28 protein-coding genes are annotated in these 26,114 nt (G+C 70.5%); 8 read left to right on the forward strand and 20 right to left on the reverse strand.

Features of this window, described 5'->3' with window-relative positions:
• The first annotated feature begins 1,212 nt into the window (after positions 1-1,212).
• Both ACZ6Y7_RS34770 and ACZ6Y7_RS34775 read left to right on the forward strand, forming a co-directional pair.
• On the forward strand, positions 1,213-1,725 hold the full coding sequence (locus ACZ6Y7_RS34770; RefSeq protein WP_465761944.1) for a hypothetical protein: 513 nt from the start codon (positions 1,213-1,215) through the stop codon (positions 1,723-1,725).
• Positions 1,726-2,297: 572 nt separating this feature from the next.
• On the forward strand, positions 2,298-2,660 hold the full coding sequence (locus tag ACZ6Y7_RS34775) for a hypothetical protein (RefSeq protein WP_465761945.1): 363 nt from the start codon (positions 2,298-2,300) through the stop codon (positions 2,658-2,660).
• 83 nt (positions 2,661-2,743) lie between these two features.
• Here ACZ6Y7_RS34775 and ACZ6Y7_RS34780 read toward each other — a convergent pair whose 3' ends face one another.
• The 8 genes from ACZ6Y7_RS34780 to ACZ6Y7_RS34815 all read right to left on the reverse strand — a co-directional run bounded on the left by ACZ6Y7_RS34780 (position 2,744) and on the right by ACZ6Y7_RS34815 (position 9,420).
• Positions 2,744-2,938: a hypothetical protein gene (locus ACZ6Y7_RS34780; protein WP_465761946.1), complete on the reverse strand. Its 195-nt coding sequence runs from the start codon at positions 2,936-2,938 to the stop codon at positions 2,744-2,746.
• Between the two features lie 616 nt (positions 2,939-3,554).
• Complete coding sequence (locus ACZ6Y7_RS34785; protein ID WP_465762005.1) at positions 3,555-3,965, reverse strand: hypothetical protein; 411 nt, start codon at positions 3,963-3,965, stop codon at positions 3,555-3,557.
• A gap of 329 nt (positions 3,966-4,294) precedes the next feature.
• On the reverse strand, positions 4,295-5,008 hold the full coding sequence (locus ACZ6Y7_RS34790; protein WP_465761947.1) for a hypothetical protein: 714 nt from the start codon (positions 5,006-5,008) through the stop codon (positions 4,295-4,297).
• Positions 5,009-5,197: 189 nt separating this feature from the next.
• Positions 5,198-6,172: a S41 family peptidase gene (locus ACZ6Y7_RS34795; RefSeq protein ID WP_465761948.1), complete on the reverse strand. Its 975-nt coding sequence runs from the start codon at positions 6,170-6,172 to the stop codon at positions 5,198-5,200.
• A gap of 809 nt (positions 6,173-6,981) precedes the next feature.
• Positions 6,982-7,551, reverse strand: a complete 570-nt coding sequence (locus ACZ6Y7_RS34800; protein WP_465761949.1) for a hypothetical protein — start codon at positions 7,549-7,551, stop codon at positions 6,982-6,984.
• Positions 7,548-7,865: a hypothetical protein gene (locus ACZ6Y7_RS34805; RefSeq protein ID WP_465761950.1), complete on the reverse strand. Its 318-nt coding sequence runs from the start codon at positions 7,863-7,865 to the stop codon at positions 7,548-7,550. The genes ACZ6Y7_RS34800 and ACZ6Y7_RS34805 overlap by 4 nt, the downstream gene beginning before the upstream one ends.
• A 173-nt stretch (positions 7,866-8,038) precedes the next feature.
• Positions 8,039-8,656 carry a LysE family translocator gene (locus ACZ6Y7_RS34810; protein WP_465761951.1) on the reverse strand — a complete coding sequence of 206 codons (618 nt, stop codon included), beginning with the start codon at positions 8,654-8,656 and terminating at the stop codon, positions 8,039-8,041.
• 20 nt (positions 8,657-8,676) lie between these two features.
• The gene (locus ACZ6Y7_RS34815) at positions 8,677-9,420 is read right to left on the reverse strand and encodes a metallophosphoesterase (RefSeq protein WP_465761952.1); all 744 of its coding nucleotides are present in this window, start codon (positions 9,418-9,420) and stop codon (positions 8,677-8,679) included.
• Positions 9,421-9,598: 178 nt separating this feature from the next.
• Here ACZ6Y7_RS34815 and ACZ6Y7_RS34820 point away from each other — a divergent pair, with 178 nt between their 5' ends.
• On the forward strand, positions 9,599-10,195 hold the full coding sequence (locus tag ACZ6Y7_RS34820) for a CGNR zinc finger domain-containing protein (RefSeq protein WP_465761953.1): 597 nt from the start codon (positions 9,599-9,601) through the stop codon (positions 10,193-10,195).
• Here ACZ6Y7_RS34820 and ACZ6Y7_RS34825 read toward each other — a convergent pair.
• Both ACZ6Y7_RS34825 and ACZ6Y7_RS34830 read right to left on the reverse strand, forming a co-directional pair.
• The gene (locus tag ACZ6Y7_RS34825) at positions 10,162-10,791 is read right to left on the reverse strand and encodes a replication-relaxation family protein (protein ID WP_465762006.1); all 630 of its coding nucleotides are present in this window, start codon (positions 10,789-10,791) and stop codon (positions 10,162-10,164) included. The genes ACZ6Y7_RS34820 and ACZ6Y7_RS34825 overlap by 34 nt on opposite strands.
• Positions 10,739-10,888 (reverse strand): hypothetical protein, encoded by a 150-nt coding sequence (locus tag ACZ6Y7_RS34830; protein ID WP_465761954.1) that lies wholly within the window; start codon positions 10,886-10,888, stop codon positions 10,739-10,741. The genes ACZ6Y7_RS34825 and ACZ6Y7_RS34830 overlap by 53 nt, the downstream gene beginning before the upstream one ends.
• A gap of 701 nt (positions 10,889-11,589) precedes the next feature.
• Between ACZ6Y7_RS34830 and ACZ6Y7_RS34835 the strand changes: the two genes are divergently transcribed.
• Complete coding sequence (locus ACZ6Y7_RS34835) at positions 11,590-12,438, forward strand: replication-relaxation family protein (protein WP_465761955.1); 849 nt, start codon at positions 11,590-11,592, stop codon at positions 12,436-12,438.
• A 32-nt stretch (positions 12,439-12,470) separates the two neighbouring features.
• On the opposite strand, the gene ACZ6Y7_RS34840 is transcribed toward ACZ6Y7_RS34835, so the two are convergent.
• The 6 genes from ACZ6Y7_RS34840 to ACZ6Y7_RS34865 form a co-directional block, all read right to left on the reverse strand.
• Positions 12,471-12,632 (reverse strand): hypothetical protein, encoded by a 162-nt coding sequence (locus ACZ6Y7_RS34840; RefSeq protein WP_465761956.1) that lies wholly within the window; start codon positions 12,630-12,632, stop codon positions 12,471-12,473.
• Positions 12,633-15,233: 2,601 nt separating this feature from the next.
• Positions 15,234-15,617: a hypothetical protein gene (locus ACZ6Y7_RS34845; protein WP_465761957.1), complete on the reverse strand. Its 384-nt coding sequence runs from the start codon at positions 15,615-15,617 to the stop codon at positions 15,234-15,236.
• Between the two features lie 469 nt (positions 15,618-16,086).
• Positions 16,087-16,524, reverse strand: a complete 438-nt coding sequence (locus ACZ6Y7_RS34850) for a hypothetical protein (protein WP_465761958.1) — start codon at positions 16,522-16,524, stop codon at positions 16,087-16,089.
• A 572-nt stretch (positions 16,525-17,096) separates the two neighbouring features.
• Positions 17,097-17,606: a hypothetical protein gene (locus ACZ6Y7_RS34855; RefSeq protein WP_465761959.1), complete on the reverse strand. Its 510-nt coding sequence runs from the start codon at positions 17,604-17,606 to the stop codon at positions 17,097-17,099.
• Positions 17,603-17,944 carry a hypothetical protein gene (locus tag ACZ6Y7_RS34860; protein WP_465761960.1) on the reverse strand — a complete coding sequence of 114 codons (342 nt, stop codon included), beginning with the start codon at positions 17,942-17,944 and terminating at the stop codon, positions 17,603-17,605. Before ACZ6Y7_RS34860 ends, ACZ6Y7_RS34855 begins: the two co-directional genes overlap by 4 nt.
• A 100-nt stretch (positions 17,945-18,044) precedes the next feature.
• The gene (locus tag ACZ6Y7_RS34865; protein ID WP_465761961.1) at positions 18,045-18,752 is read right to left on the reverse strand and encodes a helicase associated domain-containing protein; all 708 of its coding nucleotides are present in this window, start codon (positions 18,750-18,752) and stop codon (positions 18,045-18,047) included.
• Positions 18,753-18,920: 168 nt separating this feature from the next.
• Between ACZ6Y7_RS34865 and ACZ6Y7_RS34870 the strand changes: the two genes are divergently transcribed.
• The 4 genes from ACZ6Y7_RS34870 to ACZ6Y7_RS34885 all read left to right on the forward strand — a co-directional run bounded on the left by ACZ6Y7_RS34870 (position 18,921) and on the right by ACZ6Y7_RS34885 (position 23,120).
• Positions 18,921-19,667: a DUF6193 family natural product biosynthesis protein gene (locus ACZ6Y7_RS34870; RefSeq protein ID WP_465761962.1), complete on the forward strand. Its 747-nt coding sequence runs from the start codon at positions 18,921-18,923 to the stop codon at positions 19,665-19,667.
• Positions 19,668-20,362: 695 nt separating this feature from the next.
• The gene (locus ACZ6Y7_RS34875) at positions 20,363-20,866 is read left to right on the forward strand and encodes an allene oxide cyclase barrel-like domain-containing protein (protein ID WP_465761963.1); all 504 of its coding nucleotides are present in this window, start codon (positions 20,363-20,365) and stop codon (positions 20,864-20,866) included.
• Between the two features lie 289 nt (positions 20,867-21,155).
• Positions 21,156-22,538, forward strand: coding sequence for a hypothetical protein (locus tag ACZ6Y7_RS34880; RefSeq protein ID WP_465761964.1), 1,383 nt, complete (start codon positions 21,156-21,158; stop codon positions 22,536-22,538).
• A 162-nt stretch (positions 22,539-22,700) separates the two neighbouring features.
• The gene (locus tag ACZ6Y7_RS34885) at positions 22,701-23,120 is read left to right on the forward strand and encodes a hypothetical protein (protein WP_465761965.1); all 420 of its coding nucleotides are present in this window, start codon (positions 22,701-22,703) and stop codon (positions 23,118-23,120) included.
• 11 nt (positions 23,121-23,131) lie between these two features.
• On the opposite strand, the gene ACZ6Y7_RS34890 is transcribed toward ACZ6Y7_RS34885, so the two are convergent.
• The 4 genes from ACZ6Y7_RS34890 to ACZ6Y7_RS34905 form a co-directional block, all read right to left on the reverse strand.
• A complete protein-coding gene (locus ACZ6Y7_RS34890; RefSeq protein WP_465761966.1) occupies positions 23,132-23,320 on the reverse strand; it encodes a hypothetical protein in 189 nt (62 codons plus the stop codon).
• A gap of 8 nt (positions 23,321-23,328) precedes the next feature.
• The gene (locus ACZ6Y7_RS34895; protein WP_465761967.1) at positions 23,329-23,529 is read right to left on the reverse strand and encodes a hypothetical protein; all 201 of its coding nucleotides are present in this window, start codon (positions 23,527-23,529) and stop codon (positions 23,329-23,331) included.
• 634 nt (positions 23,530-24,163) lie between these two features.
• Complete coding sequence (locus ACZ6Y7_RS34900; RefSeq protein ID WP_465761968.1) at positions 24,164-25,510, reverse strand: Fic family protein; 1,347 nt, start codon at positions 25,508-25,510, stop codon at positions 24,164-24,166.
• Positions 25,511-25,745: 235 nt separating this feature from the next.
• The gene (locus tag ACZ6Y7_RS34905) at positions 25,746-26,114 is read right to left on the reverse strand and encodes a WhiB family transcriptional regulator (protein WP_465761969.1); all 369 of its coding nucleotides are present in this window, start codon (positions 26,112-26,114) and stop codon (positions 25,746-25,748) included.

A 26,114-nucleotide genomic window follows, 5' to 3' on the forward strand; every position in this document is an offset into this window, starting at 1 on the left:
CGGAAGCCTGCGGCTTAGGCAATCGCTGGCGCGATTGCGGCGGTGCTGACGCACCGCCAGGTGCGGGGGTGCCGCCTGGCGGCGTCACCGTGGGTGGTGGCCGAGGCTGCGCCTCGGGGCCCGGCTGCGCCGGGCGGTGGTGAGTGGGCCTATTCGCCTGCGGCGAATTGGTGGGCGGGTGGCGGCCCCTGGCGGGGCCTTATGTGACGGGTGGTTGGGCACGGGCCTGCGGCCCGCCATCGGGTGCGTTGACGATGTGACGTGAATTTCCGGTAGCAGGCCCCTCCCTCCGGCCGGGACCGCGCGTTGACGATATGGCGCGAACTTCCGGTAAAGAGCCCACCCCTGACGGGGCGGCCCGATATCCCCAACGCCACCGTTAACGGTATGGCGCAAAATCCCCGGAGAAAACACGAAGCCCCGGACCGGGAACGCCACTGCGGGGCGTCCGAGGCTGTGCCCCGGACGGCACTCCGAGGTGGCCAGCCCGCCCTCGCCCCCACTTGCACGTCTGCTCCCGCCGGGCCCGCAGCCCCGGCGGGAGCGGGGATCGGGCGCAGCACCAGGCCCTCGCGTACGCAACAGGCCCCGGCCTGGCGGGGCCTGGCCGGGGCACTGGGGGGCAGCTGGATCCAACTCGAAGCTGGGTGCTGGAGACACTGCTGAGCTAGATCACGAGTGTTATCTGCGATGTCGACCGATATTGCTAGATATTCGGACGATCTCTCGGTCAAGGGTTCTTTCTTTCTCTCTTTTGATATTCTCTTTTCGTCGAATGGAGGGTATTTCGTAAATTGGCTTAGATCATCCATCGGAATCACTTTCCCTTTCTTTGGAATCGCGAACGAATCAGAAGAATGAAACTAGCGCCCAGAAGTACGAGTACGGCCTCTAATGACATCGAGTTGGACCCAGCTGCCAAGGACCACCATATCAAAGGCCGTCAATCGATTGACGCGGTTCCGGAAGTGACGAACAGGCAGTCATCCGCCGTCGCCAGCATCCAAATCCGGCGCCGGAAAACCCCTCACAACGGGGGCTTCTGACACGTGATCTTGACTGGTTGACAGGTGAGTTTGGTTGCCTGGTCCAACGAGCAGGTTTCACACCTCCTTGGAGGTGAGCCGGCTCTACCAGACCTGGCAGCCGTGGCGCGCACCGTGCCATCGGCACCCGGTCACGCGGCGGCCTTCCCTGTTCGGACTGCCTCCCATGAACATGGTGTCCACGGGGGAGCGCAATCGTGCGACCCCACCGCCGTTTGGAGGGACCGTGCCCCGACCTGCGCGACTGATCTGGGCCAACAACCGCGATAACCCGACGGGTGTCACGCTCACCGGGACCGGCCACTCGGAGCCCATAGATCTGACCGAGGTGGAGACGGTCCTCTTCTCCGTCGTCGTCGGCGACCCGCCCGAGGACATGGCACAGGGATCCACGGAGATCGGTACCCGTCTGACCGTGAGCCTCCAGGTCCAGGACGCCGGCAACACCTGGCTCCCCGTCGCCTTTCTGGAGCCCTATCGGCGGACGATCCTCCCAGCCGGGCACTGGATGCGCGCCGACCAGCCACACAGTTGCGTGTCCGTGGGGCTGTTCCTGCCGGACACCGGCAGCGGCGGGTTCTTGTCCACCGTGCCGATGCTCCTCCCGCCGACCGCGAGAATCCGCTGGGACGCCTCCGCGGCGTTCAACCAGACCGTGATCTCTCTGTACGGGCGTTGATCCCACCGCACTACCTGCCCGAACACAGCACAGGCCGGGCCACCCGACAGCGAGGACGGGACGAGACGGCGGCGCGGCACGGAGGACGGGGTCGAGGCCAACGGGACCACCCGGACGGCGGGACGGCGGGCGGCCCGGGCCTGGACAACAGCCAGGCCGACACGAACACCGGTCCGGAAAACACCCTACGAAATCCCACCGGAGAACCAGTCGGAAAATCCCCCGATAACCGCTCCCATAACCGTCCGGAGAACCGGCTCATAAACCACCGGGAAAACCCCCGGACACCCGCCACCGAACACCCCCGAATTCCACGGGCACCCGACCCTCCACCTCACAGGCCTGACATGCTCACATCAAATACTGAAAGTAACCAAAACCAGGCCCCGACGCGCCACCACCCCCGCCTGGACACCCCCGGTCCCACCCATCGGGCAGTACCGAGAAAAGCCTAAAACACCCAAAACGACACCCGAACCAGGAAAAGGTCACACCCTGCTCCCGTGACGGACACAGCCGACCCACCGACGGCCAGTACCGTCGGCGCAGGACCCACCCCATGGAGTGCCGACGTGCCCCGCTACCTGCCCGACCCGTCCGTCCCCACCGTCAACCCGGACCAGGCCGTCCTGGCGGCCCTGCGCGCCGCCGACCAGGCCCACGCCGCCCTACTGGCCGTCGCCTACCCTCCCAACGCCTCCCACCCCGGATGGCTCGTCACCGGAATCGACCCCGCCACCGGCGACATCGCCTTCCGCTTCGACACCGGCACCGCCGGGTGGGACCAGCCGGCCGTCGAGGCGCAGCTCCGCCACCGCGCCTACACCTCCATGGCCGGCCTGCTCCGCGAGGACTGGACGCCCCTGCCCGACGGCGCCGGGCGCAGCACCCACCTTCTGGACGCCCGGCCCCGAGGCGACGCCGACACCTGGTAGACCCGGCACACCCCCGGGACCGCGCCGCCGGGACGCAATCCGCCTCGGCGGTGCGGAAGCGGTGCCGAGGCCGCCGTCGTCCCTCACATGGCGTTGCGGATGTCGCCGAGCTCGGAGCCGATGCGGTCGATGTCGTAGCCCGTTTCCAGGACCGCCTCGGTCAACGCGAGCAGCGCCAGCGTGATCGCCCTGTGCCCGGGATCGGCGACCTCCCCGATCGCGGTCTTGGCCTCCTGCGCGTAGTACTTGGCCCACTCCAGGTGCTTGTCCTTCGGCACGGCTTCCCCTTCACTCCGGTCGGTTCGTGGCACGACGGTAGGGGCGGGCACGGGCCGCGGGGACCGGTTCGCCGGAATCCGGGACGAATCCGCCTCAGCCGAGCTGTCGTTGGACATGAAAACGTCAACGGGTTGGACACCCGGGAAGGCCTGCCACACCGCTGTCATCCATGGCCAAACCCACTGACGTTCCGTGTCCAACCCCGGGACATCACCACGTCCAACGGCAGTCGCCTGGCACCGCGCGCAGCGCTGTTCCAGCCGGCCGCAGGCCACCCGACCCGACAGCGCACCACCCCCGCCTCCACCACCAGGAGAACAGGGCGCGCAGGAAGGGTTGTCGGAATTTCCGGGGACCTTGGTGGGCCCGCTGACCTGCGCAGATGCCGCCAGCCACCCGAGGCAGGGGTGCTGGCATCAGGAGCTACATCAGGAGGTGCAGCAGGGGCTACATCGGGAGCTGCATCAGGAGCCGCCGCAAGAGGCCCTGGACGGGCCGTTTCCGGGCCGCACGGACGCCGGGCCACACTCCCGGGGGCCGGACAGTGCGTCAGGGCGCGGGGGCCGCTCCGGGGGCCGTCCAGGGGGTTCGGCTTCCCCTGGAGGGCCGGAAGTGTCAGCCGGTGGTGATGCGAGCGAGGGTGTCCTGGAGATGGCGGACGGCGGCCTCGGCCTGGGTGTACTGCTCGGGACTCGCGGGGACGGTGCCGAAGGTGCTGCCGTGATCGGCGTCCAGGGCGCGCCAGCGCAGGACGGGTTCGAGCGCCGCGATGGCTCCGGAGAGGAACCAGGCCAGGCGTCCGTGGGTGCGGGCAAGGACGATGGCAAGGACAGCGAGCACCTCCCGCAGATGCTCCAGCCGGTCCTTCTCGGACAGCAGTTCCTGGGTGTCCGGCGCACCGACGGCTTCCCGCAGCCCGGCCTCGGCCTGGAGCGCGAGGCTCCGGTCGCCGGGGCTCAGGTCCCATACCCCGTCGCGGATCTGCTGCTCGGCTTCGTCGGCAAGGCTCGCGACCGTCGTCTGCATATTCACTGCCTCACCGTAGTGGTGCGCCCCCGACCCGGCACAGCCCGAGGTGCGTCCGGCCTGCGCCGGGCGCTCACCAACCATCACGGCTCCGCAGGGTGGGGACCCCCTGCCGTCCGGACGACACGCACCAACGCACCACCCACCACCAGCAACCAGGGCAGAGGGATGGACCAGAGGGGGTACGTCTGATTTTCCGGCCGCCCGGAAACCCGCTCTGAGCTGCGGAAACGCGCGACACCGGCCGGACGCGAGGGGGTACCTACGGTGGTACCTACGCACGTACCTGCGGTGGTACCCACGGTGGTACCTGCGGTGGCACCTACGTGCTACCGCCGCGGCGCCGGGAACAGTCGGCTCGCCGCTGGGACCGGGCCCGTAACCGGGCCGGCGGGCCGGGGGTCGGACCCGTCATGACGAACCTCCCGCGCCTGGCCGCTGTCCCGACCACCACCGCCCCCGCTCACGACGCCGACGCCGAGCCGGCGGTGTCGCTCTTCGCCGCCGAACGAGCGGCCTTCGCCGCCCACCACGCCGCCCAGGCCCAGCGCGACCTGGAACAGCAGGCCGAGGACGAGGCATGGGAGGAGCAGCGGCGCGCCGAGACGGCGGCGGCGCTGCGGACGGCGGGGCGTGCGGCGGCGGAGGCCGCCGGGTGGGTGGTGGAGCTGGCCGTGCGGACCGGTGATCCGGTGCTGGGCGAGTTCGCCGAGGCCGTTCTGGTGTGTGGGCGGGACCTCGCCCCCGAGGACGGTGAAGAGGGCGGCGTGCCCCCGCGGGCCACCCGGGTGCTCGACGGGTCGGTGCCGCTCGACGACCGGCTCACCGTCCAGGAGAGCCTGCTCCTGGCGGCGGTCGGGGCGGTGGGCCCGTTGCTGCTCGTCCTCGCGGGCGGCCTGGCGAAGGTCGTAGGCGGCCCGGTTGTCCGGGTTCTCCAGCGCCTCGATGAGGGAGTGCCGGCCCGAGCGGCCGAAGCGCCACCACACCGGCCCGAGCGGCCCGTGCTCGGCCAGCAGCTGAAGGGTGGTCGCGACGATGGGCACGGCGTCCTCGTACTCGCACCACCCGTCGTCGTTGTAGTCGCGGACCTCCCGGCACCACCGGCCGCGCCAGCAGTCGGCGGACAGGTCCGCGACGGCCTGCTGCCGGCCCTCCAGCGCGACCGGTCCGGCGTCGGTGACGACCAGCGCGACCGGCGGGTACCCGGGCCGGGCGTGGGGGCCGGGCCAGGTTCAACGACGCAAGCAGTCCGGCTGCTGGTGGAGCCACGCCCTGGCGGCCGCCAGCACCCGGTCCCGATCGCCGCCCACGGCAGCGGTGGGGTCGTTGTCCACCTCTTCGTCAGGCCTGATCGGACCGTTGTACGTGCGGCCGGCGCGGTCGACGTCATCGGCGGTGGTGAGGACCAGGGCCGCTCCGTCGGACAGGTGGTACACCCCGTTCCCGGTGGGAACACCGTAGGTCGGCTCACCGAAGAAACGGGTGTCGGCACGGCCACGAAAGGCGACCGCGACCGCCTCACCGGAACTGCCGGTCCGGTGGCTGATCAACACGGCGACAGGCGGGGCACTGCGGGCGAGCGGTTCACCGTCCGTCCAGCCCACGGGCTCGCCGTCCGCGTACGCGTTGCCGTGCTGAATCGACCACGTCGAGCGGTTGCCGTCGGCGTCCACGAAGCCCCCCACCGGCCCGTCGCCCAGCACCGGCCCCAACACTGCCAGCATCGGCCACAGGTTTCCCCCGCGATCGTCGCGCAGGTCCACGATCCAGCCGCAGGCGCCGGCCCCGCCTGCCGTCGCGACTGCCGCCCGGCCCTGTCGCACGTACGCGTCGTAGGTCTGCCGGGTCCCCTGGACCTGCGGCAGCGAGACGTAGCCGAGGCCGTCCTCCAGCGCGCGGCCCGTCAGGCCCTCGAACGACAACGCGGTGGTTTCGTATCTCGCCCCGGCCTGTTGCGGATTGAGGAAGAAGCTGTGGCCGTCGCCCAGGGAGTTCAGCGCCAGGGCGATGACCCCGTAGGTGTCGGCCGCCGTCCGCGCGCCGTGCGCCTGCTCCAGCGCCCGCCGTCGCAGCTGGGCCCAGTTCACCTCGTGGCGCTGGACGGAGTGGTGTTCCATCAGGTCCAGCGCCGTCGTCAGGTAGGTCCGGGCGGCATGCGACACGCCGTCGTCCGGGCCCTGCGACAACCCGCTCGCGGACCCGGCCACCGGCAACAGGACTCCCACAGCCGCCACCAGGGCAGCCAGGCGCAGCGAACGTTTCCGTGCCATGTGTTCCCCCCAGTGTTACCCCAAGGCGTCGCGGGGCGTGCACCACTGTAGGACCGCCCGGCACCACCGGCACCGTGCTCTGCGCCACCGCTAACCACAACGTCCCGACCATCCCGCGGCCGTACTGGCGCGCTCCGGTCCCTCACCCGGCCCTCGCCAGGAACGTCACCCGCACGTGTCCCTGACCGCGCCAGGTTGAACCGCGCACAGTGAGCGGAACCGGGGCGGACGTTCTCACCGGCCGCTGACCTGCACCAACACCCGAAACTCACCGGGCAGCGCCCGAAACTCACCGGCGGGTGGCCGCCCGGGGCAGGTAAAGCAGGAGGTCCATGCGGTCGCCGTCGGTGAGCGCGTGGAGGCCGGCTCAGTCGAGGGCGGTGTCGAGGGCTGGGTGACAGTACCGGCGAGGCGGCGGTGGGCGGCGGCGGTGGTCTGGCGGGACCGGTGGGCTGCCTCGCGGGCGCAGGCCGCGACGGATCGTCCGGGGTGGAGACCAGGGCGGCCACCTGCTCGCGCTTCGTCGGGACGGGCAGCACCAGCGGGCCCAACTCCTCGACGGCGCGGTTCCGTTCGCACCGCGGGCACTCCAGCCGATCCGGGCCGGCCTTCTCCCGCAGCTCCAGCTTCGAGCCCTCCTTCCCCCCGACCGAGCCCCGGCACGTCCAGCACGGGCGCAGCGCGGCGTTCGCCACCCGGGCTGGACGGAGGGGCAGTTCCCCTTGAGAGATCGGTGGAGGACTGCGCTAAGCCTTGGGAGAGGCCATCGCCCCGCGCGCGATGCGGGCGCGGCCCTCGGCTGGCAGGACGACGAGGTACTGCCGGTCGGCGTCCTCGACGCGGGCCAGCGTGATGGAGGTGCCTCCCGCCGCGAGCGCCTCGGCGGCCGGGCCGGCCTCCTCCGTCATCTCGTCGATCCGCGAGTAGGAGCGGGTGAGGCCTTTCGCCGGGCCGGTGATCCAGATCGCGATCCGCGCACCCCGGCGCAGCGCGGCGAGCAGGTCCGTGCGCAGCGGCCCGTCGTCGGCCTCTTGGAGGAGCAGGTCGTGCAGGCGTTCCTGCCCGCACGGCCGGGACGGCGCCCCCTCGGCCAGCACCCGGCACTTGCGGCACGAGGCCAGAGCCCGCGGCTGGAAGTGGTGCAGGAAGATCTTCAGGTACCGGCCGCGGATCCCGCACAGGGTACGCCCCGCTCCCCCGGCGTGCTCGACCCCCGGTACGCCTTCGACCTCGGCCGCGGGGAACTCGGCCGGCTCGCGCGCGGTCGCGAAGGACCACTCCCCGCCCGAGGCGTCGATATCGGGTTTGTCGATCATGCGAGGCATGATGCCACCCACCCCTGGGAATCCACCGCCCGTGTAAGAAACGGGATCCACCCGGCATCAGTCGATCTCGTCGCGCTCAGACCATGCTGCTCATCCTCGCGGACGGCCTGGCGCAGGTCGTAGGCGGCCCGGTTGTCCGGGTTCTCCAGCGCGTCGAGCAGGGAGTGCCGGCCGGGGCGGCGGTAGCGCCACCAGACGGGGCCGAGGGGGCCGCGGGTGGCCAGCGGCTCCAGGGTGGTCGCGACGATGGGCACGGCGTCGTCGTACTCGCGCCACCCGTCGCCATCGTTGTCGTCGTGGGTCACGGTCCACCCGGTGCCGCGCCAGCACTCGGCCGACAGGACCGCGACAGTGCGCTTGCGGCTGGCGGGTTCAGTGTTTACGCAGAAGTGACAGCACCGGGACCAGGCGGAGAGCCTGGCCCGCCGTGCACCGCGAGTGCCACGTAGATCCTGCGGGGAACCCGCGCAAGTGGCGCTTAGGCAATGGAGTGGATGCCCATGGCGAGCAGGACGACGGCCGTGGCTCTCGTGCCCCAGTACCGCGGCCGCGGGTCGCGTAGTGCCTGCGTTGTCCGGCCGAGCAGGACGGTCCATGCCAGCAGCCAGCTGGCTACGAGCAGTGCGTGGGCGCTGGCGAGGGTGAGGATCGGGCCGGCGAGCGGCTGGTGCGGGTCCAGGAACTGTGGGACGACGGTGAGGTAGATCGAGGCCGCCTTGGGGTTGAGGACGTTGGCCAGCAGCGCCTGGAGGAGGGCGGGTCCGGGTCGTCGGGAGGCTGCCCGGTCGGGCCGGTCGGCGGCCGGACCGGCCCGGGCGGACCGCCAGGTCCATACGCCGAGACCGATGAGGTAGGCGGCGCCGCCGAGCCGGACGGCGGTGAAGGCCCAGGCGGAGTGCACGGCCATGGTGGCCAGCCCGGCGATGGCGAGGGTGGCGTGCACGTACAGGCCGCCGGCGGTGCCGAGGATGACGGGCAGCGCTTGGCGGCGGCCCTGTTCGGTGACCTGCTGGATCAGCAGGGCCAGGCTGGCGCCGGGGGTGGCGATCATCGGGAAGACCGACGTCAGGAATCCGGCGACGGCATACGGGTGCACCACGGTGTCCGCGCGGGGAGTCAGAGCACGACGCGGAAGTGCGTGGTGAGGCGGCCCGCGTCGTCCAGGACGTGGAAGGCGAGCGCGGGCGGCTGGTCGCGGTCGGCGGGCCGGTCTCCCTCCCAGGGCATCCGCAGGGTCCAGGTGACGGCCGGTCCGACGATCAGCGGGCGGCCCGCGAAGGTGGACGAGGCGGCGGTGTGCGCGTGCCCGGTGATCACCGCGGCGGCCTGTGGATGCGAGTCGAGCACGGCGGCGAGGCGTTCCGGCTGCCGGAGCATGCCGGAGTCGGGCAGGGGGTGATGGAGCGCCACCGGCGGCTGGTGGAAGGCGACCAGGGCCGGGGTGGTCGACGGCAGGGCGGTGAGGGTGGTGTCGATCCAGTCGAGCGTCTGCTGCTCCAACAGCCCTTCGTCACGGCCCGGGATGGTGGAGTCGCACATCAGGACCGCCGTGCCGGCGATGTGGTGGAGCCGGTTGATCGGATGCTCGCCGGGTGCCTCGCCGAGCAGGGTCTTGCGGTAGGCCGGGCGCACGTCGTGGTTGCCGGGGCAGGTGAGCACGGGGAACGGCGCGGACAGCAGCCGGGCCGCCTCCTCGTATTCGCTCTGCGCGCCGTGGTCGGCGATGTCGCCGGTGACCAGGAGTGCGTCGATCGGGCGCGGCAGGTTGCGCAGGTAATCCATGACCCGCGTGGCCCGCTCGGTCGCCCGTTCGCTGCCGTCCAGGTGCAGGTCGCTGATCTGGGCGAGCAGGACTGTCATTGATCTGTCTCCTTCGCTTGCCCGGTCACGCTTCCGCTCGGGGCAGGGTGGGGTCCGACCAGGACAACTAATGGTTAGTTCTCACTTTGGCGTTAGTGACCTTAGGGTAGGGACGTGCAGGTGATCAAGAGGATGTGATCAAGTAGGACTCGATCGGCCGGTGGAGAGGAGAAGCGGCATGGAGCGCTGTCTTGCCCTGGAGTTGGTGAGCACCATCCGCCACGACGGCAACGGAGGCGTCCTCGACGACCTGACCACGTCCGAGCAGACGGCTGCCTGGCTGGCGGAGCACAGCGAAACGGTGGCCGACACGACGGCGCGGCTCATCGTGGACGAGCAGCTGCACGACGAGATCATCGCGCTGCGCCGGGCCGCCCGAGCCCTGTTCGCCCGGGCGGTCAGCCCGGCTCCGCCGAGCCCGGCGGATGCGCGCCGACTCATGCCGGTCACCGAGGCGCTCGAGCTGCTGAACGCGCTGGCCGCGGCCGAGCCGGTCGTCCCGCAGCTGGACTGGCCGGGCGACGGCGAGCCCACCGTCCGACTGGCCCCCTCGGCGGTCGACTCGCGGACCCGGCTGGTCGCCGGACTGGCACGGGACGTGATCGACTTCCTGACCGGCCCGCACCGGGCGCAACTGCGGGCCTGTACGGCCCCTCGATGCGTCCGGTACTTCCTGAAGACCCACGGCCGGCAGGAATGGTGCAAACCCTCCTGCGGCAACCGGGCCCGGGTCGCCCGCCACTACGGGCGGCAACGCGCGGCCACGAGCACGTAAGGGTCCTGCTCGGCCAGCGCGGGGTCGGTGCTCTTCACCTTGATGCGGAACAGCTCGCGGTAAGCGGTGAACGTCGCAGCCACCCGCTCCGGCGCCCTGATCTCCGGGGCCCGCCCCACGCCGTCCGGGCGAACCTTGCGGCGGCCGCCCGGCAGCAGGAACTCCACCCCGGCCGCCCAGTCGGTCACGGTGCCGATCCCGCCCGCGGCTTCGGGCGCGGTGCTGCCGAGGACGAACGCGGTGATCGTCTCGTTGACCGCCATCGCGTGCCGGGCGCCGGAGCGGCCTGCGCCCCGGGCCGTTGAGCCCATGTCGGAGCGGGGAAGGCCGAGCACCTGCCCGGCCGCCTCCAGTCCGGCCGTTCCCTCCAGCCGCCAGATCTTGTGCCGGTCCCGGGTGTTGCCGTCGGAGGCGACCAGGCCGTGCAGCGCGAGATCGCGCAGCGCCTGCCGGATCACGGTGTTCGACGCCGCCTGCGGGCGCAGCAGCCGCTGGAGCTGATCAACGGTGGCGACCTTGAGGACACCCAGCGCGCCGAGGACATCAAGCCCGCAGCGCGGTGGTCGAGCCGTTCGGGTTGGCGGCGCCGCGCCGATACGCGGTCCGACCCGGCCGGGACGGCCCGGCGAGTTCGACGGCGTCGGCCTGGTCGTCGTTGTCGTCGGGCTGGGCGAGGCTCTGACGGGTGCTCACGGGCCTCTCCCGGTGGTCGCGGTCGGGCGTGCCTTCGAGGGATATCCGGCGCTCCCGACAGCCGCCAAGCCCGTTGTCGGCCCGCGCGCCGCGCCCTCTCCAACCATCCTGATTCCGGCCCCGCCGCCCCCGACCAGCGAGCGCCCGGCACCAGCCGGACGCGAGAAAAGGAAAAGCCCACCGCAGGTGCAACAACCCGAACCGACCAACCGACAACGCCACAACCACAAACCAAAAGCAGAAAGACGAGAGAAGAGGGTTGTCAGAATGCGGCGGCGGCCGGGATTCGGGCGCTGAGCTGGGCGGGTTCGCCTCTCGGGCCCGAGGTGGCCGGTAGGGGCAGCGGAGGGGGAAACGGCAGGGGGAACGGAAGCACTCCGGCAAACTAACCAGGCCCACCAAGGTATCGGTGAGTTTCCTTGATAAGCCGTCAAGGAAACTCACCGGGCAACCTTGATGGTCATCCCAGCAGGTCAGAGACGTGCCAGCCGGGCCACCGAGGGCCCCGAGGTCGGGACCGATTGGCGGACGGGATTACGGACCGCATTTCGGACCGATTAGAACGCAGGATACCTTGGTACCGGAAGTTGCCGAATCGTTATGGACTACCAACCTTGATCGCGAGAGATCCGGTGAGTTTCGTGGGGTTCCATTCTCCGAGCACGGGATAAGCCCGCGCTCGGGAATGAGGAAGCACATTCGTGCACGGGGATCTGGAGACCGACCACGACGTCTTGGTCACGCTTCATCGCTTCACGCTCGCGACCGCCGAGCAGCTCCACCAGCTGCACGGCGGCACCGCAGGGACCAAGCAGACCCAGAAGCGTCTGACCCGCCTGCACACCGACGGCCTGGCCGACTTCGTGACCCTGCCCCAGGCCGGCCGGGCGAAGGCCTGGCACCTCACCGCCCAGGGCGCGGCGGTGGCGGCCACCTTCCCCGAGGCCCGCCGCACGGACGCCCAGACACTGGACGGCGAGCAGTTGGCCGTCCGGCACGGTCGCGAGCACCTGCTCGACGTCGGCCGGATCCACGCCGCCTTCGTGGTCGACGCCCGCCGGCGCGGCGAGGACTGCGGCCCGCTCGACCTCCGCCCCGCCCCCGAGCTGCCGGTCGGCGCAGCGGCGTACCGGTCCGCCGCCGAGCTCACGTACACGACGGGCACCGGCGAGGAGCGGCACCGGCTGCGGGCGTTCGTCGAACGGCACCGCCCCGGGGTCGGCGCCGAGGAGACCGCGGCGCAGCTGGCGGCCTGCGCCGCCGTGTGGGAGCAGGCCGGGCCGGGCGGCCGGGGCCGGGCGTGGGAGCGGCGCTGGCGCTGCTTCCCGCGGCTGCTGGTGGTCCTGGTCGGCACGGCGGCCGCCGGGGTGCGCGGCGCGGTGGCGGACCTGCGGCTGGCCGCCGAGGAGAACCCGGTCGTCGCCGAGATGCTGGCCGCCGTCCCGGCCGACGCCGCCCGGATCGAGGACCTGGTCCAGCGCGGCCCGTCCGCACCCGTCTGGCATCCGCTCAGCAGCGGCGGGCGGGCGTGCGGGTGGACGGAGCTGTAGACGGCGAGTGAGAGCCGCGGGTGGCCTGTCGCTCAGTCGAGGTCAGCGGATGCCAGGGCCACGGCGAGCACCAGGTACGGGACGGCTGCCAGGCACCGCTCGGCCATCATGCTCGGATCCGGCGCCGTGCCTGCCTCGTTCAGCGCCAGCAGCCCGGCACCGATGGCCGCATCGACCACCGGCAGCCACACCACCGGCGCCTGGTCGGGGTCGTCCTGCTCGACCGCCGCGACAGCCGCCGCCAGGTGGTCGGGCAGGTGGGCAACATAGACCAGGTGCCGGCGGAGGTGGGGCCGGGGCCGTTGCCATCGCCAGGCGAGGCCTTCTCCTGGCGGTTGGTCGAGTGCCCGGTACCTGGTCGCCGTCGTGGTGCCCCTGGCCGGGTCGGGATGGTCCGGTCCGGGTGGGCGGCTTCCTGATGGCGGTGTTACGACCCAGCTCCGCGTATCCCGGCTGATACTTCGAGTCGTGGTCGGCCCCTGCACCCCACCGCACAGTGTCTTCGAAGTGCACCAGCCTCAACCAGGCCTCTGGCCTCCTCTGACATCCGGGTCTCCGCGTTCACCCTTAAGGGTGGTGCTTGAGCTGTAGCCATGCCTGGGCACTGCAGCCTCACTAGAATTGCCACAGCGCCGGAAAGCTATAGGCACCCGTCTCCTACTCCCCGACCGGATGTCAAGGGAACTCCACTGACACACCGAAACGGGTGGGCCAGTGTGCTCTCCCCTCCGTGGGAAGATCGAGGAGATCGGGGTGGAATTGATCGAGTGGACCAGCGAGCGGGGCAGGAGCGAGGAAAGTCGGCATCTCGGCGCCTCAGTCACCACTCCCCCTCGCGAGGGCATTGCGGGCAGGTGCCGGTCCCACCGGACGCATGACACTTACCGATTCCCGGAGATGGCGCTGCTTTCCCTGCGGAGCGCCACGTCGGCACACCGAATGTGTAGACCCGCGTCAGGGCAACGGCGTCGGAACGCTGTCCCGTGAGCAGGGAAGCCGGATTTTCACTTTGCATGGTGGAAGTTCACGCCGTTCGGTAGCCCTTCCCCGGCCCCGGGCCTGAATCGAAAACCCACGAGGAGTCATAATGCAGACTTGGAAGAAATGCGGACTTCAGACCGTCATCGCCGTCAGCGGCCTGCTGACGCTCGGCACTGGTGTCGCGTTCGCCGACAGTGTCCAACACCATGCGGGGCCGCTGATGGCCGACGCCGCACCGGTGGTGCCCTCGGCTGAAGGGGCCACTGCCGTCCAGGTCCCCACCGGTGACGGGGCCGGCCGGACGCGCGGCACTTCCACAGCACCCGATGGCCCGCCCGCGAAGAGCAACGCGCCGGCTCACCGCGATCGAGGTCCGGTCTCAAGCAACACGCAGACCGCCCCTACGGCAGCAGCTGCTCAGGTATACGGCTACACCGCGGGCCTTGTGGGCAACACCGTCTCAGACTCCGCCAACGACGTTACGGCCCCCGGAAGGGGTGAGCCAGTCACCCCGGCAACCATGGGCCTAAACAATCCGTTCGCGGACGGTGCCACGCTTGTCGGCGGGGGATCCTCGGATGAGTGAAGGCCTTCTGGGGCGGTGTGGATGACGACAGCCGCATCACGCCCGAAAAGGCCCTATGTGACACCGTAACGCACCACTGTGTAACGGGAGCTCTACACCCGGGCCTGGTGCGTGGTGGCGTTCGGTGGAGCGCCGTAGCGGTCCGCCGAACGCCACCAGACTTCCACCGAGGGCAAACACGGGGCGAACCGCGAGCACGCTCTCGGCGAGAGCGCGGTCGGAACGATCTTTCCAGCAGCACGCACCGAAGTCAGCACCGGCCGCCCACGACACACCGAGCGGCGGATCGTCAGGGACCGCTTCGCGCTCGGCCGGCACCGGGCCCACAACTGTGGCCTGCTCCACCTCGACAAGGCGACCATCCATCTGCCCTGCTATCGCCTCGCTCGCTTTACCCATCTCGACCGAGCCCTCGCCTGGCCGGTCCGCCCCTCACGGACACCCCGCAGAGGGCCGGTTGTCCCCATCGGCATCAAGGGGCTCAGCACCTCCTCCGACCGCGGGACCACGAGGCGCCGACCGCCAGCGGCTCCGGAGCACCAACCGGCGCCCGAACAACGCCCTGGACGACCGCACCCCCGACTCACAGCACGATCCCCGTAGGACACGAAGACCCGCCAGCAGGCCCTGAACCTGCGCCAAGGACGCCTCCCGCGGGCCCGGGACCACTGTCCAACGAGTACTCACTGACAACGACTCCTGCCACCACGGGCTCGGCCCCATGCCCTTCCGGCCGCAGGCTCCACAAATCGGCGCACCAAATCCCACCGGCTCCGGGCACGTCCGCCGCATCCTGGCCGGTACCGAGCGACACGACGAGTTCCTGCGGATCCACGCCGAACTACCGAGCACGGGCGATCAGGGGAACCTCACACAGGACGAGCACGTGACACACCAGGTCGGCTTCCGAAGCGCCAGCCCGCCGCCCTGGACCTGTTCGCGCATGCCTTCGCCACGCCGACACCTCGGACCGTCCGGGAGTCGCCGGCAGCTCACCGACCCGGCCGACACGCTCCCCACCGGCATGACAGAGAAGGAATCAAGCCAGACAGGGGTGGCACCGGATCGTACGACGCCACCCCTGCGAAAGACTTGTACGAGGCCCGGAAAACCTCGAGCGTCTCACCGCCCAGGCAACCTCACCGACGCCAACCTCACGCCGCCCGCGTTCACCGACGGCGCGCGACGTCGGCACGCGCTCTACGTGCCCCCTTGTCGTCAGGTCGGTTCATCCACCCGCGCGACAATAGGTGGCGAGCTTGTTGTCATCGCTCTTCACAGGCACAGACGCCGCGACATCGACCGCCGGCGGCGCCGCATCCGGGTCATCGGGACCGAGAGGGGTGGCAGGCTGGACGCAGTCGGCCTTGGGACGAACGACCTGCGGCGCCAAAGCGCTGTTGGGGTCACTGGTCATGTCGCCAGGCGTGACGAGCTTGTTGCCATCGCTCCTCACAGGCACAGACGCCGCGACATCGACCGCCGGCGGCGCCGCATCCGGGTCGACGTCGGCGGACGCACTACCGGTGCCCAGCAGGAACAGTCCAGCCGTGAGCGATACCACTCGGATTCCGCGCTTCATCCTGAACGACGTCAGGGACATTTTCTTCATTTCGAGGAAAGCCTTCCAAGAGTTCGAGGATCGCAACGGCCCGGACGGCTCGTACGCCGATCGGCCGTGATCAGGTCGACCGGAAATGCGAGAAGACGGCGCTTCTACGGACCCGTAAGGTTCAGATAAAGAGGTCCGCGACGAGAAGCCAACCAACAGCTGCTCCTTGCAGGATGCCTCGTCTGCATAGAACGCATTCCAGGGCCGCCCACTCGCCCGGGAGTCTCCCGGGCGAGCAGATGCCCTGCCGATCCGGGCGTGGCGTTCACGGATTCGACGCTCCGCGCAGGAGACCCGCAGGCCCCGACGTCGGGGCCCAGGAACGCCAGAACTCCGCCCAAGCGGTCATCCAAAGCCGCACGACCGCCGTACACTTCCGCCTCGGCCACCGGGTGCCCCGAACGAACCCGTACTTAGGCGGCCTCCGCAGCCGGAGCGCGGAAGTGGTTCATCCAGGACGATCCGGCTCTCAGGAGCGGGTGATGTGGAACGTTCCCCCGCCGGCCTTGCCGTCGATGGCCGTGACCCGGGTGCCCACCGAGCAGGCGACGGAGTAGCTGGCAGCCGGCCCGCGCGGCGTGCTGAAGAAGATGCCGCCACGGCCGTCCGTGCTGACCACGATGGCCACGGGGGCTTCGACGGCAAGGTCGTCGGCGGAACCGCTGGAAAGCTCTGTGCGGACCTGGCCACTGAGGCCGATCGGCGTGACGGACATGGTGAAGGTGTTTCCGTCCTTGGCGTAGGTACCGGTGAACGGGGTGTCGAGAGCGAGGATCCCGACGTAGTCCGAGGTCGTTCCGCCACAGGCGTCGGCAATGGACGCGGAAGCCGGCGACGGCGCCATGGCCACCACCAAAGAAGCGACCGCGGCAGCGACAACGGTCGACACACGGAGCGAAGAACGCATCAGAACTCCTAAAGACGAGGAACGGACCTGAACGCAGAGGCTAATCAGCCGTCAATCATCGGTCACGGCGGCACGCGAGTCGAAAATCGACCTTCCCGCGGCAGCGGGTCAAAAACGCCTACCTCTACAGGCTCGCCAAGCAAGAAGAATTTCGATGCAAAAGCGACGCATTAACCCGGGGCCTCGCCCGGGCCTACCAGGGAGCTGGGAGCTGACGGCCGGTTCACGTCATCCACCAAGTCCTCGGCCCGGCGAAAGCGAAACCCTTTCCTCCCGGACGAAGGCGGTCAGAGTGTCGGTGCAGCCGGGGCGAGTGGTGAGCGGGGCGAGCGCGGCGAGGACGACGAGGACGGCGTCGTCAGCCCGGCGCCGTGCGGCTGCGGGCCGGCCACAAGGCCGTGGAACAGCTCCAATGCCGCCTCCACACGCCGCCGGCCGCTGCCCGCCTACCGCGCCCGACCGCACCCGTGCCAGCCTCTACGACCACACCGTGCGCCTGACCGGCCCCGCACCACCGGCCTGCTGTGCGGGTTCAACGCGGCCGCCACCAGGTAGTGGCGGCCGGTGGGCGGTCAGCGCCTCCACGGCTTCGGGGCAGGATCGGGCGGCGCTGCGGGGGTGAGCGACTGGTCGGCGCAGCGGCTGATCTGGTGGTTGCGTAGGCCGCACCCCCCGGGGCCGCGGTCGAAGGCGACGACGTACGGGAACGGGGTCGGGTAGCGGCGGACTCGGGTGATGACGCCGAGGGTCCCGGCCGGGACATATACGCGGACGCGGGAGTCTTCCTCCCAGTACTCCTCGGCCTCCAGGTCCTCGTCGATCCACGACGCGCGCACCGGTTTCAGCAGCTCGACCCTGTCCCCATCCTTCAGGCGCACGTGGCTGGTGAGGACTTGGGCCTGGTAGCGGAGCAGCTGCACGAACGCCTGCTCCCGCTCGGCCGGGTCGGCCAGGGCGCCGGGATCCAGCGCCAGCATCCGCGGGGAACTGGGTGCGCTCGTACCGGTGGAGGCCGGGGAGCGCTGGGCACCCGGCCGGGCCGCTGTCGGCGCCAGGGTGGTTGGGGTGGTGGTGTCGGTCATCGCGCGGTGGCCCCGTCGCCGCCCGCGCCGAACAGGTCTTCCACCGTGTCAAGGTCGAGACCGGCGGCGACATCGGTCAGATACTCCCGCTGCTCGCCGGTGAGGCCGAGTTCGGGATCGTCGGCCAGCCGGACGAGCGCTGCGGCTACCAGGCCGGGCGCGGCGGTGGCGAGGGCGTTGTGGAGTGCCTCTTGGCAGGCCTCGGGGGTGCAGGCGTCCTGGTAGTGGAGGGCGATCTCGAAGGCGTCGTGTGCTCGTTGGGCCAGGGCGTGGTAGGCGGGGTCGTCGAGGGGATCGGTGCGGTGGTCGCCGAGCATCGGCACAGGACGGGGGGTCATGAGAGCTGCGTCCCTTCGGGGTGTTGGGAAGGAGGTTGGGGAGCGGGCGGCCGTCCCGGCCCGAGGCGGGGCCGGGACGGCGGGATCGGTGTCGTGTGGGTCAGCCGCTGACGGTTTCGGCGTGCCGGGTGAGTGCGTCCAGGAGCGCGGTCTGCTGCTCGGTCAGCTTGCCCTCGGCGCGGGCCTTGTCCTGCTTGCGCAGCCAGGTGCCGGGGCGGAAGGTCGGGTCGTCGCCCAGGCCGGTGCGGTTGGCGGGGCCGTCGAGGGTTCCGCCGGCGGCGAGGTAGGCGAGCAGGCGGCGGTAGGAGCGGTTCCAGTCCGGCTCCAGGCGCCACAGCTCGTCCAGGCCGTCGAGCTTCGCCTCCTGGTCGGCGGTGAGGCCCGCGGCCTTGCGCTGGCGGCGCATCCACGCGCCCACCGCGTAGTCGTCCAGCTTCGCGGTCGCCGGGATGGCCAGGTGGCCGTGCTGGCGGTGGAACGCGGCGGCGTAGGCAGCCCCGCGTTCCCAGGCGTTGGCGTTCTTCGACCAGATCATGCCGAGCGCGTCCAGCTCCGAGACGCGGGCCGCATCCAGCAGGCCCTGGCCGTTCAGGTGGCGCTGGCGGGTGAGCCAGGAGATCAGCTCGGCATGCTTGCTCTTGTCGGTGGGGTCGAGGTGGCCGTGCTCCAGGTGGAACCGGGCGGCGACGGCGTGCATCCGCTGCCACTCGACCGCGCGCGGGTTGAACGCCCGCAGCTTCACCGTCTGCAGGATCGCGCCGGCGTGCCGCTTCGCGTCGATCCGCAGCCACTCCGCCGGCGACTCCACCGGCGCCGCCGGCTCGCCCTCCCCCACCCCGGCCGGCCCGACGCCCCGCCAGATCGGAATACCCCCAAACGCCGCCTTGCTTCCTCTCGTCGAAGTCCGACGCAGCGCGCCGTCGGGAAGCGCCAAAGGGCCGACCGCACCCGGAGTGCATCGGCGGAAGGGGGAATCATGACACCTGGCCCCGACACGGATGACTTGGTCAGCGTCTATCCCGAACTCGGGCGGGACGAAACGCTCCAGAGCATCCTGCACACGGCCGTTCACCGAGCTGGACACGGGCTGGACGTACTCCCCGAACGGGCGCCAGGGTGGTGGCGGTCCGGAGCCCGCGTAGACGGTGACAGCCGGACGACCAACGTTCACCTCGGCATCGCAGAGCGCGCCTTCATCGTGAACTTCTGGGAACGCGGCGTCACGATGGCCAAGGGCACAACGACCAGCTTGGACGCTGTCGTGTCGGCCATCGGAGCCTGGCAGTCCGGCGCCACCTTGGCACGTCTGAAGTCCGCCTGCCCGTTCGTCGACTACAGTCCGCTCGCCGAAGCCCACGAGCGCGGTGTCGCAGTCGAAGCCCAATGGACGAGCTATCGGCACACCACAGCACGGCACGTGGACCATGGACTCATCGAGGCTGCATACGCCCAGCCACAGCTGCGAGCCCTGTTCCCCTTCCACAGCCACCGGACCCTGAACTTCAGCCGCTGCACCGGGTTCCCCTACACCCACGACGTTCCAGTGATTACTCCCGTGGACGGGAAGTACCGCGTCACCTGGTGGAAGACCCGCTCGCCGCACGGACCGGCGGACATCGGAGAGACTGACAACCCGCGTGACGCCGTTGCCCTGGTCCTCGTCCACCTTCCCGCCAACTGCGGGCCAGCAGTCGCCGGCACTGCCAATGATCTTGACAAATAAGATTCCACATAATGATCTTGTTGTTGACGCCCCCGGTGCGGCCGTTGTGTCAGGGCATGGTGAGGGCATGGTCGACGCCGGCGCGGTCGCGCTCAAGACCGGTGGCGTAGGCGTGCAGGAACGGCAGATCCGCCGCCCGGACCCGTGTGATCCATCCGGTCAGCGGCTCGGCGTTGGCCGAGTTCGGGATCGTCGGCCAGCCGGACGAGCGCTGCGGCTACCAGGCCGGGCGCGGCGATGGCGTCGGCGGCCTGCTCGGCGGGCCCTGGGGCGGGCTGCGGGGCGTCGGGGCGGGTTGGTGGGGCGGGAGACGGCGGCGGGGGTGCCCAGGGCGGCTGTGGGCGGCCTGGACGGTGTTGGGGGCCGAGGGGCGGGCGGCCTTCGCCGGTCCTGGCCGCCGGCGCAGATAGCGGCCAGGGGCGGGCACCCTCAGGCACCGGGACGACCGTGACGCCGGCGGGAACGGGGCCGGAGTCCGCTTGACCCGAGCGCGGCAGCATCAGCTGCGGCCAGCATGCTCGACGGCTGGAGCAGTAGGCGGGGGCTCGGTGCCGGTCTCGACGGGACTGAACCGGCCGGAGGGCCGAACGGTCGAATCTGTTGGCGGGCTGTTCGTGGCCGACCGGCGTGGTTATGGGGCTGAGGTTATGAATTGGGACGCCTGATCCCTCACGCACACCGACCTCAGGAGAGACATGATGCGTTCCCTCGCGAGGGCTGGTCTCGGCATGGCCGCCGCGCTGCTCACTTCCCTCACCTCCACCCCGGTCGCGACCGCCGCGACGCACACCGAATCACCCGCTGCCCGGGACCGGGTCATCACGGTCATCGGCCACCTCGCGCAGCAGACATTCTTCCCCGTCAACCCCGGCGGCGCCCCGGCCCAGGGCGACCGGACCGTCTTCCGCTCGGTGCTCTTCGACCAGGACGGCAACCAGGTCGGCGAGACCGGCGGCACCTGCACCACCACCAGGGTCGAGAACGGCGGCGCGGAGGACTGCAACGTGACCTACACCCTCCACGGCGACCAGATCACCGCCCAAGGGTTCGTCTTCGGCTTCCTCAACCCGTGGCCGCCCCCGTCGTTCGACAACGCGATCACCGGCGGCACCGGGAACTTCGACCGGGCCAGGGGCACGATCCACGCCGACACGATCGCTCCGGGCACGAGGCGCTTTACGATCGACCTCGACCGATAACCGTCCTGCGGCTGACGCGAACGCCCAAGCCAGGCCGGCCTTCAGCGTCACCAGCCGACCGACGCATGGCCCTAGAGCAGGACCGGGCAGCTCCGAGGGAGCCTCGTCACCGGCCCGGGCCGCCACGTCCTCGGCCCACGCCCGGGCCCGCCGCTTCTGCTCCCACGGGCTGAGCTTGTGATCTATCCGGTGCGGCGTGGTTTGGTGCCGACCTTGTGATGGGTTGGTCGGCGGTAGGGCTCGCCGGTGGCCAGGAGCAGGCCCACGTCGTAGCGGTCAGCAGCGATGGGTGACCTGCAGCGGCTGCGGCACCGTCGCCCAGGCCCGCGGCGGCACCTGGGAGGAACCGTTGTGCGCGAAGTGCACCAACCCCGACCCCGATTTCTGGGGCCGCTGCCCCGTCTGCGCGACCACTTGGCAGCTCAGCCCCCGCCCCTGCCAGCGATGTGTCCTCGACCAGAAGGTCCGCGACCTCCTCGGCGACAGCGCCGGAGCCATCAGGCCCGGACTCGCGCCCTTCCATGAGGCGTTGACGAGCACCGAGCGCCCGGACGTCGCCCTGTCCTGGATCTCCCGCTCCAAGGCCCGGGACCGGCTGGAACGCATCGGCCGCGACGAGCGTCCCGTCACTCACGAGGTTCTCGGCGAACTCCCATCGGGCAAGGTGCTGGCTCACCTGCGCAGTGTCCTCGTTGCGACCGGCGCTCTGCCGCCGCGCGTCGAACGGCTCGTCGCCCTGGAGAAGTGGATCACCACGACGGTCCAAGCCCGCACGGACCCCGCCGAACGCCGGATCCTGCACGGATACGCGGTCCGGCACCACCTGCGTCGACTTCGCCGCCGTATCGGCGAACAGCACACCACCCAGCTCCAGGACCTCAACGTTCGCTGCCATGTCACTGCGGCCGACAACTTCCTCACCTGGCTCGCCGGTGAAGAACTCACCTTGGGCACCTGCACACAGCCCGACCTGGAACGCTGGATGACCGATCCCGCCTTCAGCTACCGCGACGAGACCGGCCACTTCATCCGCTGGTCCGTACAGCATCGCCATGCCCACGGTCTCACCTGCGGCGCCGTCCGCTGGACCGGCCCGCAGGGCACCATCGACAGCGAGAAACGCTGGGCGGACGCACGGCGCCTCCTCAACGACAACGCGCTGCCCACCGCGGACCGCATCGCTGGCCTGCTGCTGCCCTCTACGCGCAGAAGATCTCCGCCATCAGTCGGCTCACCGTCGACGACGTCGACATCACTGGCGAAACCGTCGGGATCACCTTCGGAACCTCGCCCGTCATCCTCCCTACCCCGCTGGCCACCCTGGTCCGCGAGCTCGTCGCGACCCGACACGGCAAGGCCAAGATCGGCACTCCGGACAACGTCCCTTGGCTCTTTCCTGGAGGACAACCCGGCCGTCCGCTCAGCGACAGCCAGCTCGGCATACGGCTTCACAAGATCGGCATCCGGCCCCAACAGGACCGCTCCACCGCCTTGTTCACCCTCGCCGCCGAACTGCCCGCCGCGATCCTCGCCCGGATGCTCGGCATCCACATCCAAGTCGCCGTCCAATGGCAGAAAGCGTCCGCCGGGGACTGGGCCGCCTACGCCGCAGACGTCAGCCGACGGAAAAACCGGCCCGACCCGAGCGGAAGTAGCACATGACTCCTCATGAACAGCACCTTTGGGTCTGGAGCCGGCCTTCAACGAAGCATCATGCTGAGAATCGCGTCCCGCCGCTGAAATGATCACCTCCCGGAAAACCTCCTCGTGTCGGGCGGGATCAGCCCGATATGGTCAGGCGCGGACTGGTCGAGCGTGGGATACGGGGGCGGCGATGGCGGGAATCCGGGTCGTGGCCTGTCTGCCCGCGGCTGCGCGGGATGACCTCGTCACGGCACTCGGACAGGCGATGGCACCGTTCGCGATGTACGTCAACCCGCAGTGGCGGTGTATCTGGGACTGGTGGGCGATCCGCGGAGGCAGTGACGGCAGCGGATTCTCGGCACGCCCCGGGTTCCACGACAGCACGCAGCTGATCCACGACGACCCGCGCAGCGACGGCACGCCACTTCCAAGCCTGCCCGGGATGTGCGCCGGCGGGCCACGGGGGCTGCTGGACTTGACCGACTTCCGCGCACTCTCGAAGCGGATGGCGACCGTCCGATCCCGAGCGGGTGATCCGTGGGATCTGTGGCACCGCCTCGCCCCCGAGCATCCGCCGATGCTGCCGTGGTCGACCAGACGCGCCGACTAACAGCGGACCCTTCAGTCCGCAGTGTCCCCGAGAAGCTTGGCCTCCATCGCGAGCAGGTCAGCCTCACTGACAAGCGGAGCAGTCCAGTCGTTGCTCCGGGCGTGCGCGATGAACCGCGGGTCGAGCGCGACATGATGGCGCTCGACATAGTGGGCCAGGTCCGAGTACCAGAGCCAGTGTCCGTCCGTCAGCAGGTGCAACCCGCCGATCACGGCATGTCGGGGCTCAGAACGTCGTGCACAAGCGTGGTCGTGGCGGCCAGGACCGTACCGGCGCGCAGGTACTCGACCAACTCGCGAGCGTGTGCCGGTTCCTGGGCGCGAACGGCGGACCGGAACGATGGTCCGTCCGGCCTGCCGTGCCCAAGCTCCCGGAACTCACCGACCAAAGGGAACGTCTCATCGATCACCCGCAGAGGGTAGAGCACGAAGACTGCACGATCGACTGAGATCTCAAACGCGGTCTCACACGATATGCCCGGCACCGCAGGTGCCGGGCATATCGCGCTCTAGACTCAGAATGGACGAGAGCGCACAGAACGGCTCGGCCACTGGCAGGCGGCGATCGGCGACCTCGCCCACGGCTCACCGCTGCCGCGCCGGACCGGCCGCTGCCGGGGTGGGGTGGCTCATGCCACGCCGCCCGAAGCCGCTACCACAGCCCCTTGCCCGCGGCGCCGAACGTCCGGCCGTGGTGATCCCACCGGTCCGCGCGCGGGAGAATGAGCCAGGTGACCAGCAGCCAGAGGCCCGTCCGCAGCCCACTCGGGGGTTCAGGCGCGAACCGGCCGTCTTCCAGCCTGTGCGGGCCTGGACGGTGCCGTGGAGCGGAGGTGAGCAGCGCTTCCCCTTCCCGCGCTCGGTGCGGCGCCGGGTTGGGGCCGGGCGTCGCCGCGTCGGGCCTACGGTGTCGCGGTCGGCTCAGCCGTCGCCGGCGACCGGCAGGCGTGTCGGGGAGACGGGCACGACCAGGACCGGGCGGCGGTCGGGCATCAGCTCCGGCCACGGGCAGGCCTCCGCCCCGGCGCTCGGCTCGGCAGGCGGTCACCGAGCGGCGTCGCGGCTGTGCCTGAGGTGGAACTCGACGGACCGGCACAGGCTCAGCGCGTCCTGCGGGTCGTCGGCCCGGTGGCTGAACCGGCGGATGAGTACCACCGAGTCGAGTGTGAAGTCCGCCCGGGCCAGCACGAACAGCAGGGTGAGCAGGGCGGCCCGGGCGTTGCCGTCGTTGAACGGGTGGAAGAAGCAGACATCCAGGTAGGCCCGGGCTGCTCTGGCGGCCAGCGAGGGCCGGCGGTCGGCGGCTTGCGCCAGACAGGCGTCGAAGCGGGTGCGGGTGTCGGGGCCGATCCCGTAGCGCTCCGCGCCGCCCTTGGCGAAGGCGGGTCCGGTGCGCAACTGCGGCGGCTCGGGCGTGCACAGTACGTGCTGTTGCCAGCTGCGCAGCAGCTCGAAGTCGAGCACGGCACCGCGCGCCGCGTCGGCCCGCACCAGCTCCAGTGCGGTGAGCAGGCCGGTGGCGCGCGCGGGGTCCACCGCGGCGTCGAAGGAACGGAAGTCCTGCGCCGCGCCGTCACGGGCGGCAGCTGTCGCCGGTCCGCTGTCCTCGCCGTCCGGCCACGGCACGCTCTCGCGTACCGCGAGCCAGCGCTCCAGGTGGTCCGGGAGCTCGCCCGGGTCCGGAGACCAGCGGGTGTCCTCGGTGCGTAGCGGGCCGACGAGCCGCTCAGCGACCTCCTCCGCCAGGACGGTGTCCGGCGCGGTCCAGCTCTTGAACCGGCCGCCGATTGCCTGGTGCACAAGTTGCTCGGCCACGTCGGGGGCGACACCCCAGTGGCTGAGGAACCAGCCCAGGACCTGTTCGCAGTGCCCGTACCAGCCGCTCTCGGCGCCTGTCCGGTCGGCCACGTGCAGGATCAGGTTGCGGGCGGTGCGCTCCCACAGGATCCGGTCCGCCCTCAGGGTCTCCGGGTCCAGGGGGTAGGCCTCGAACCACTGCGCGAGGCGCTCCAGCCACTCACGCCACTCGCACAGCGCTGCCACGACATGGTCGAGGGTCTGCTCCGCGGTGGTGATCGAGTGCGACCCGCAGCACCAGTTCCCGACCGGCCCGCCGTCGACGTCCCCCTCGCCGAGCGACCAGCGCCACCCCACCGCCCACCGGCCGTAGCGTTCCATCAGCGCGTACGTCATAGCGTCGGACCAGGGCCTGGCCACCTCCCAGGCCCAGTTGACTCGGGCCGGATCGAGGCTGGGGTCCAGCCGGGAGGGTACCCGCCACGCCGGGCCGAGGCTCTGGACCACCTGCGCCGCCGAAGCGGGGTCGAAAGGGTGGCCGACGGGGTCGACCTCGTCCCACGTCAGGCCTATGGGGTAGAGCGCATTGAACACCCGCTCAGGGTGCCACGGCGGCCAGGTGGGCCAGCAACGCCTTTTCCGCGCGTCGCGTGGGTCATGGGCCGCAGCTTGGTAGGCGGGATCGTCGAGGGAATCGGTCCAGTACAAGCTGATCAACCACTACCGCGCGGACCAGGCACCGGTCGCATCCCGGCTGACCGCGCTCGCCGAGACCAGACTCTGCGCCCCGGGCGTACCCGTCCCCCACCGATGAGGTCCTGGAACTCCTTCACCATGTCTGTACACGTGATCGACCGGCGGTGTCGTGCTCGGCGGGCACCAGGAACCGTCGTGCCGCAGCCACCGCGGCGTGCGGACCCGCGGCGCGGCTTCGCCGCGAGGACGCCGATGCCGTCCCGGGCCCTTCTCCTCCGTCCACTGCGTCCACGCCATGCCCTGCCCGACGACCAGCCGAGCCCAAACGGCACGCCCCCGGGGCACAGCGGCCGGCCTTCGCCGGGCGGCCCAGCAGTTCAGCCCACGATGCCACCTCGGGGCGGCGCAGCAGCAGGGCCCGGCGTTCGCGCTCGGTCATCCCGCCCCACACGCCATGCTCGACCCGTCTGTCCAACGCGTGTGCCAGGCACTCTGTGCGCAC

The organism is Kitasatospora sp. NPDC053308 (assembly GCF_055585785.1).

What these genes read in the sequence shown, in the direction of transcription:
- ACZ6Y7_RS34875 (WP_465761963.1), top strand. Translation starts at nt 20,363, where the DNA reads ATGATGCGTTCCCTCGCGAGGGCTGGTCTCGGCATGGCCGCCGCGCTG.
- ACZ6Y7_RS34815 (WP_465761952.1), bottom strand. Translation starts at nt 9,420, where the DNA reads ATGACAGTCCTGCTCGCCCAGATCAGCGACCTGCACCTGGACGGCAGC.
- ACZ6Y7_RS34860 (WP_465761960.1), bottom strand. Translation starts at nt 17,944, where the DNA reads ATGACCCCCCGTCCTGTGCCGATGCTCGGCGACCACCGCACCGATCCC.
- ACZ6Y7_RS34820 (WP_465761953.1), top strand. Translation starts at nt 9,599, where the DNA reads ATGGAGCGCTGTCTTGCCCTGGAGTTGGTGAGCACCATCCGCCACGAC.
- ACZ6Y7_RS34855 (WP_465761959.1), bottom strand. Translation starts at nt 17,606, where the DNA reads ATGACCGACACCACCACCCCAACCACCCTGGCGCCGACAGCGGCCCGG.
- ACZ6Y7_RS34885 (WP_465761965.1), top strand. Translation starts at nt 22,701, where the DNA reads ATGGCGGGAATCCGGGTCGTGGCCTGTCTGCCCGCGGCTGCGCGGGAT.
- ACZ6Y7_RS34770 (WP_465761944.1), top strand. Translation starts at nt 1,213, where the DNA reads ATGAACATGGTGTCCACGGGGGAGCGCAATCGTGCGACCCCACCGCCG.
- ACZ6Y7_RS34845 (WP_465761957.1), bottom strand. Translation starts at nt 15,617, where the DNA reads ATGAAGAAAATGTCCCTGACGTCGTTCAGGATGAAGCGCGGAATCCGA.
- ACZ6Y7_RS34785 (WP_465762005.1), bottom strand. Translation starts at nt 3,965, where the DNA reads ATGCAGACGACGGTCGCGAGCCTTGCCGACGAAGCCGAGCAGCAGATC.
- ACZ6Y7_RS34870 (WP_465761962.1), top strand. Translation starts at nt 18,921, where the DNA reads ATGACACCTGGCCCCGACACGGATGACTTGGTCAGCGTCTATCCCGAA.
- ACZ6Y7_RS34800 (WP_465761949.1), bottom strand. Translation starts at nt 7,551, where the DNA reads ATGATCGACAAACCCGATATCGACGCCTCGGGCGGGGAGTGGTCCTTC.
- ACZ6Y7_RS34850 (WP_465761958.1), bottom strand. Translation starts at nt 16,524, where the DNA reads ATGCGTTCTTCGCTCCGTGTGTCGACCGTTGTCGCTGCCGCGGTCGCT.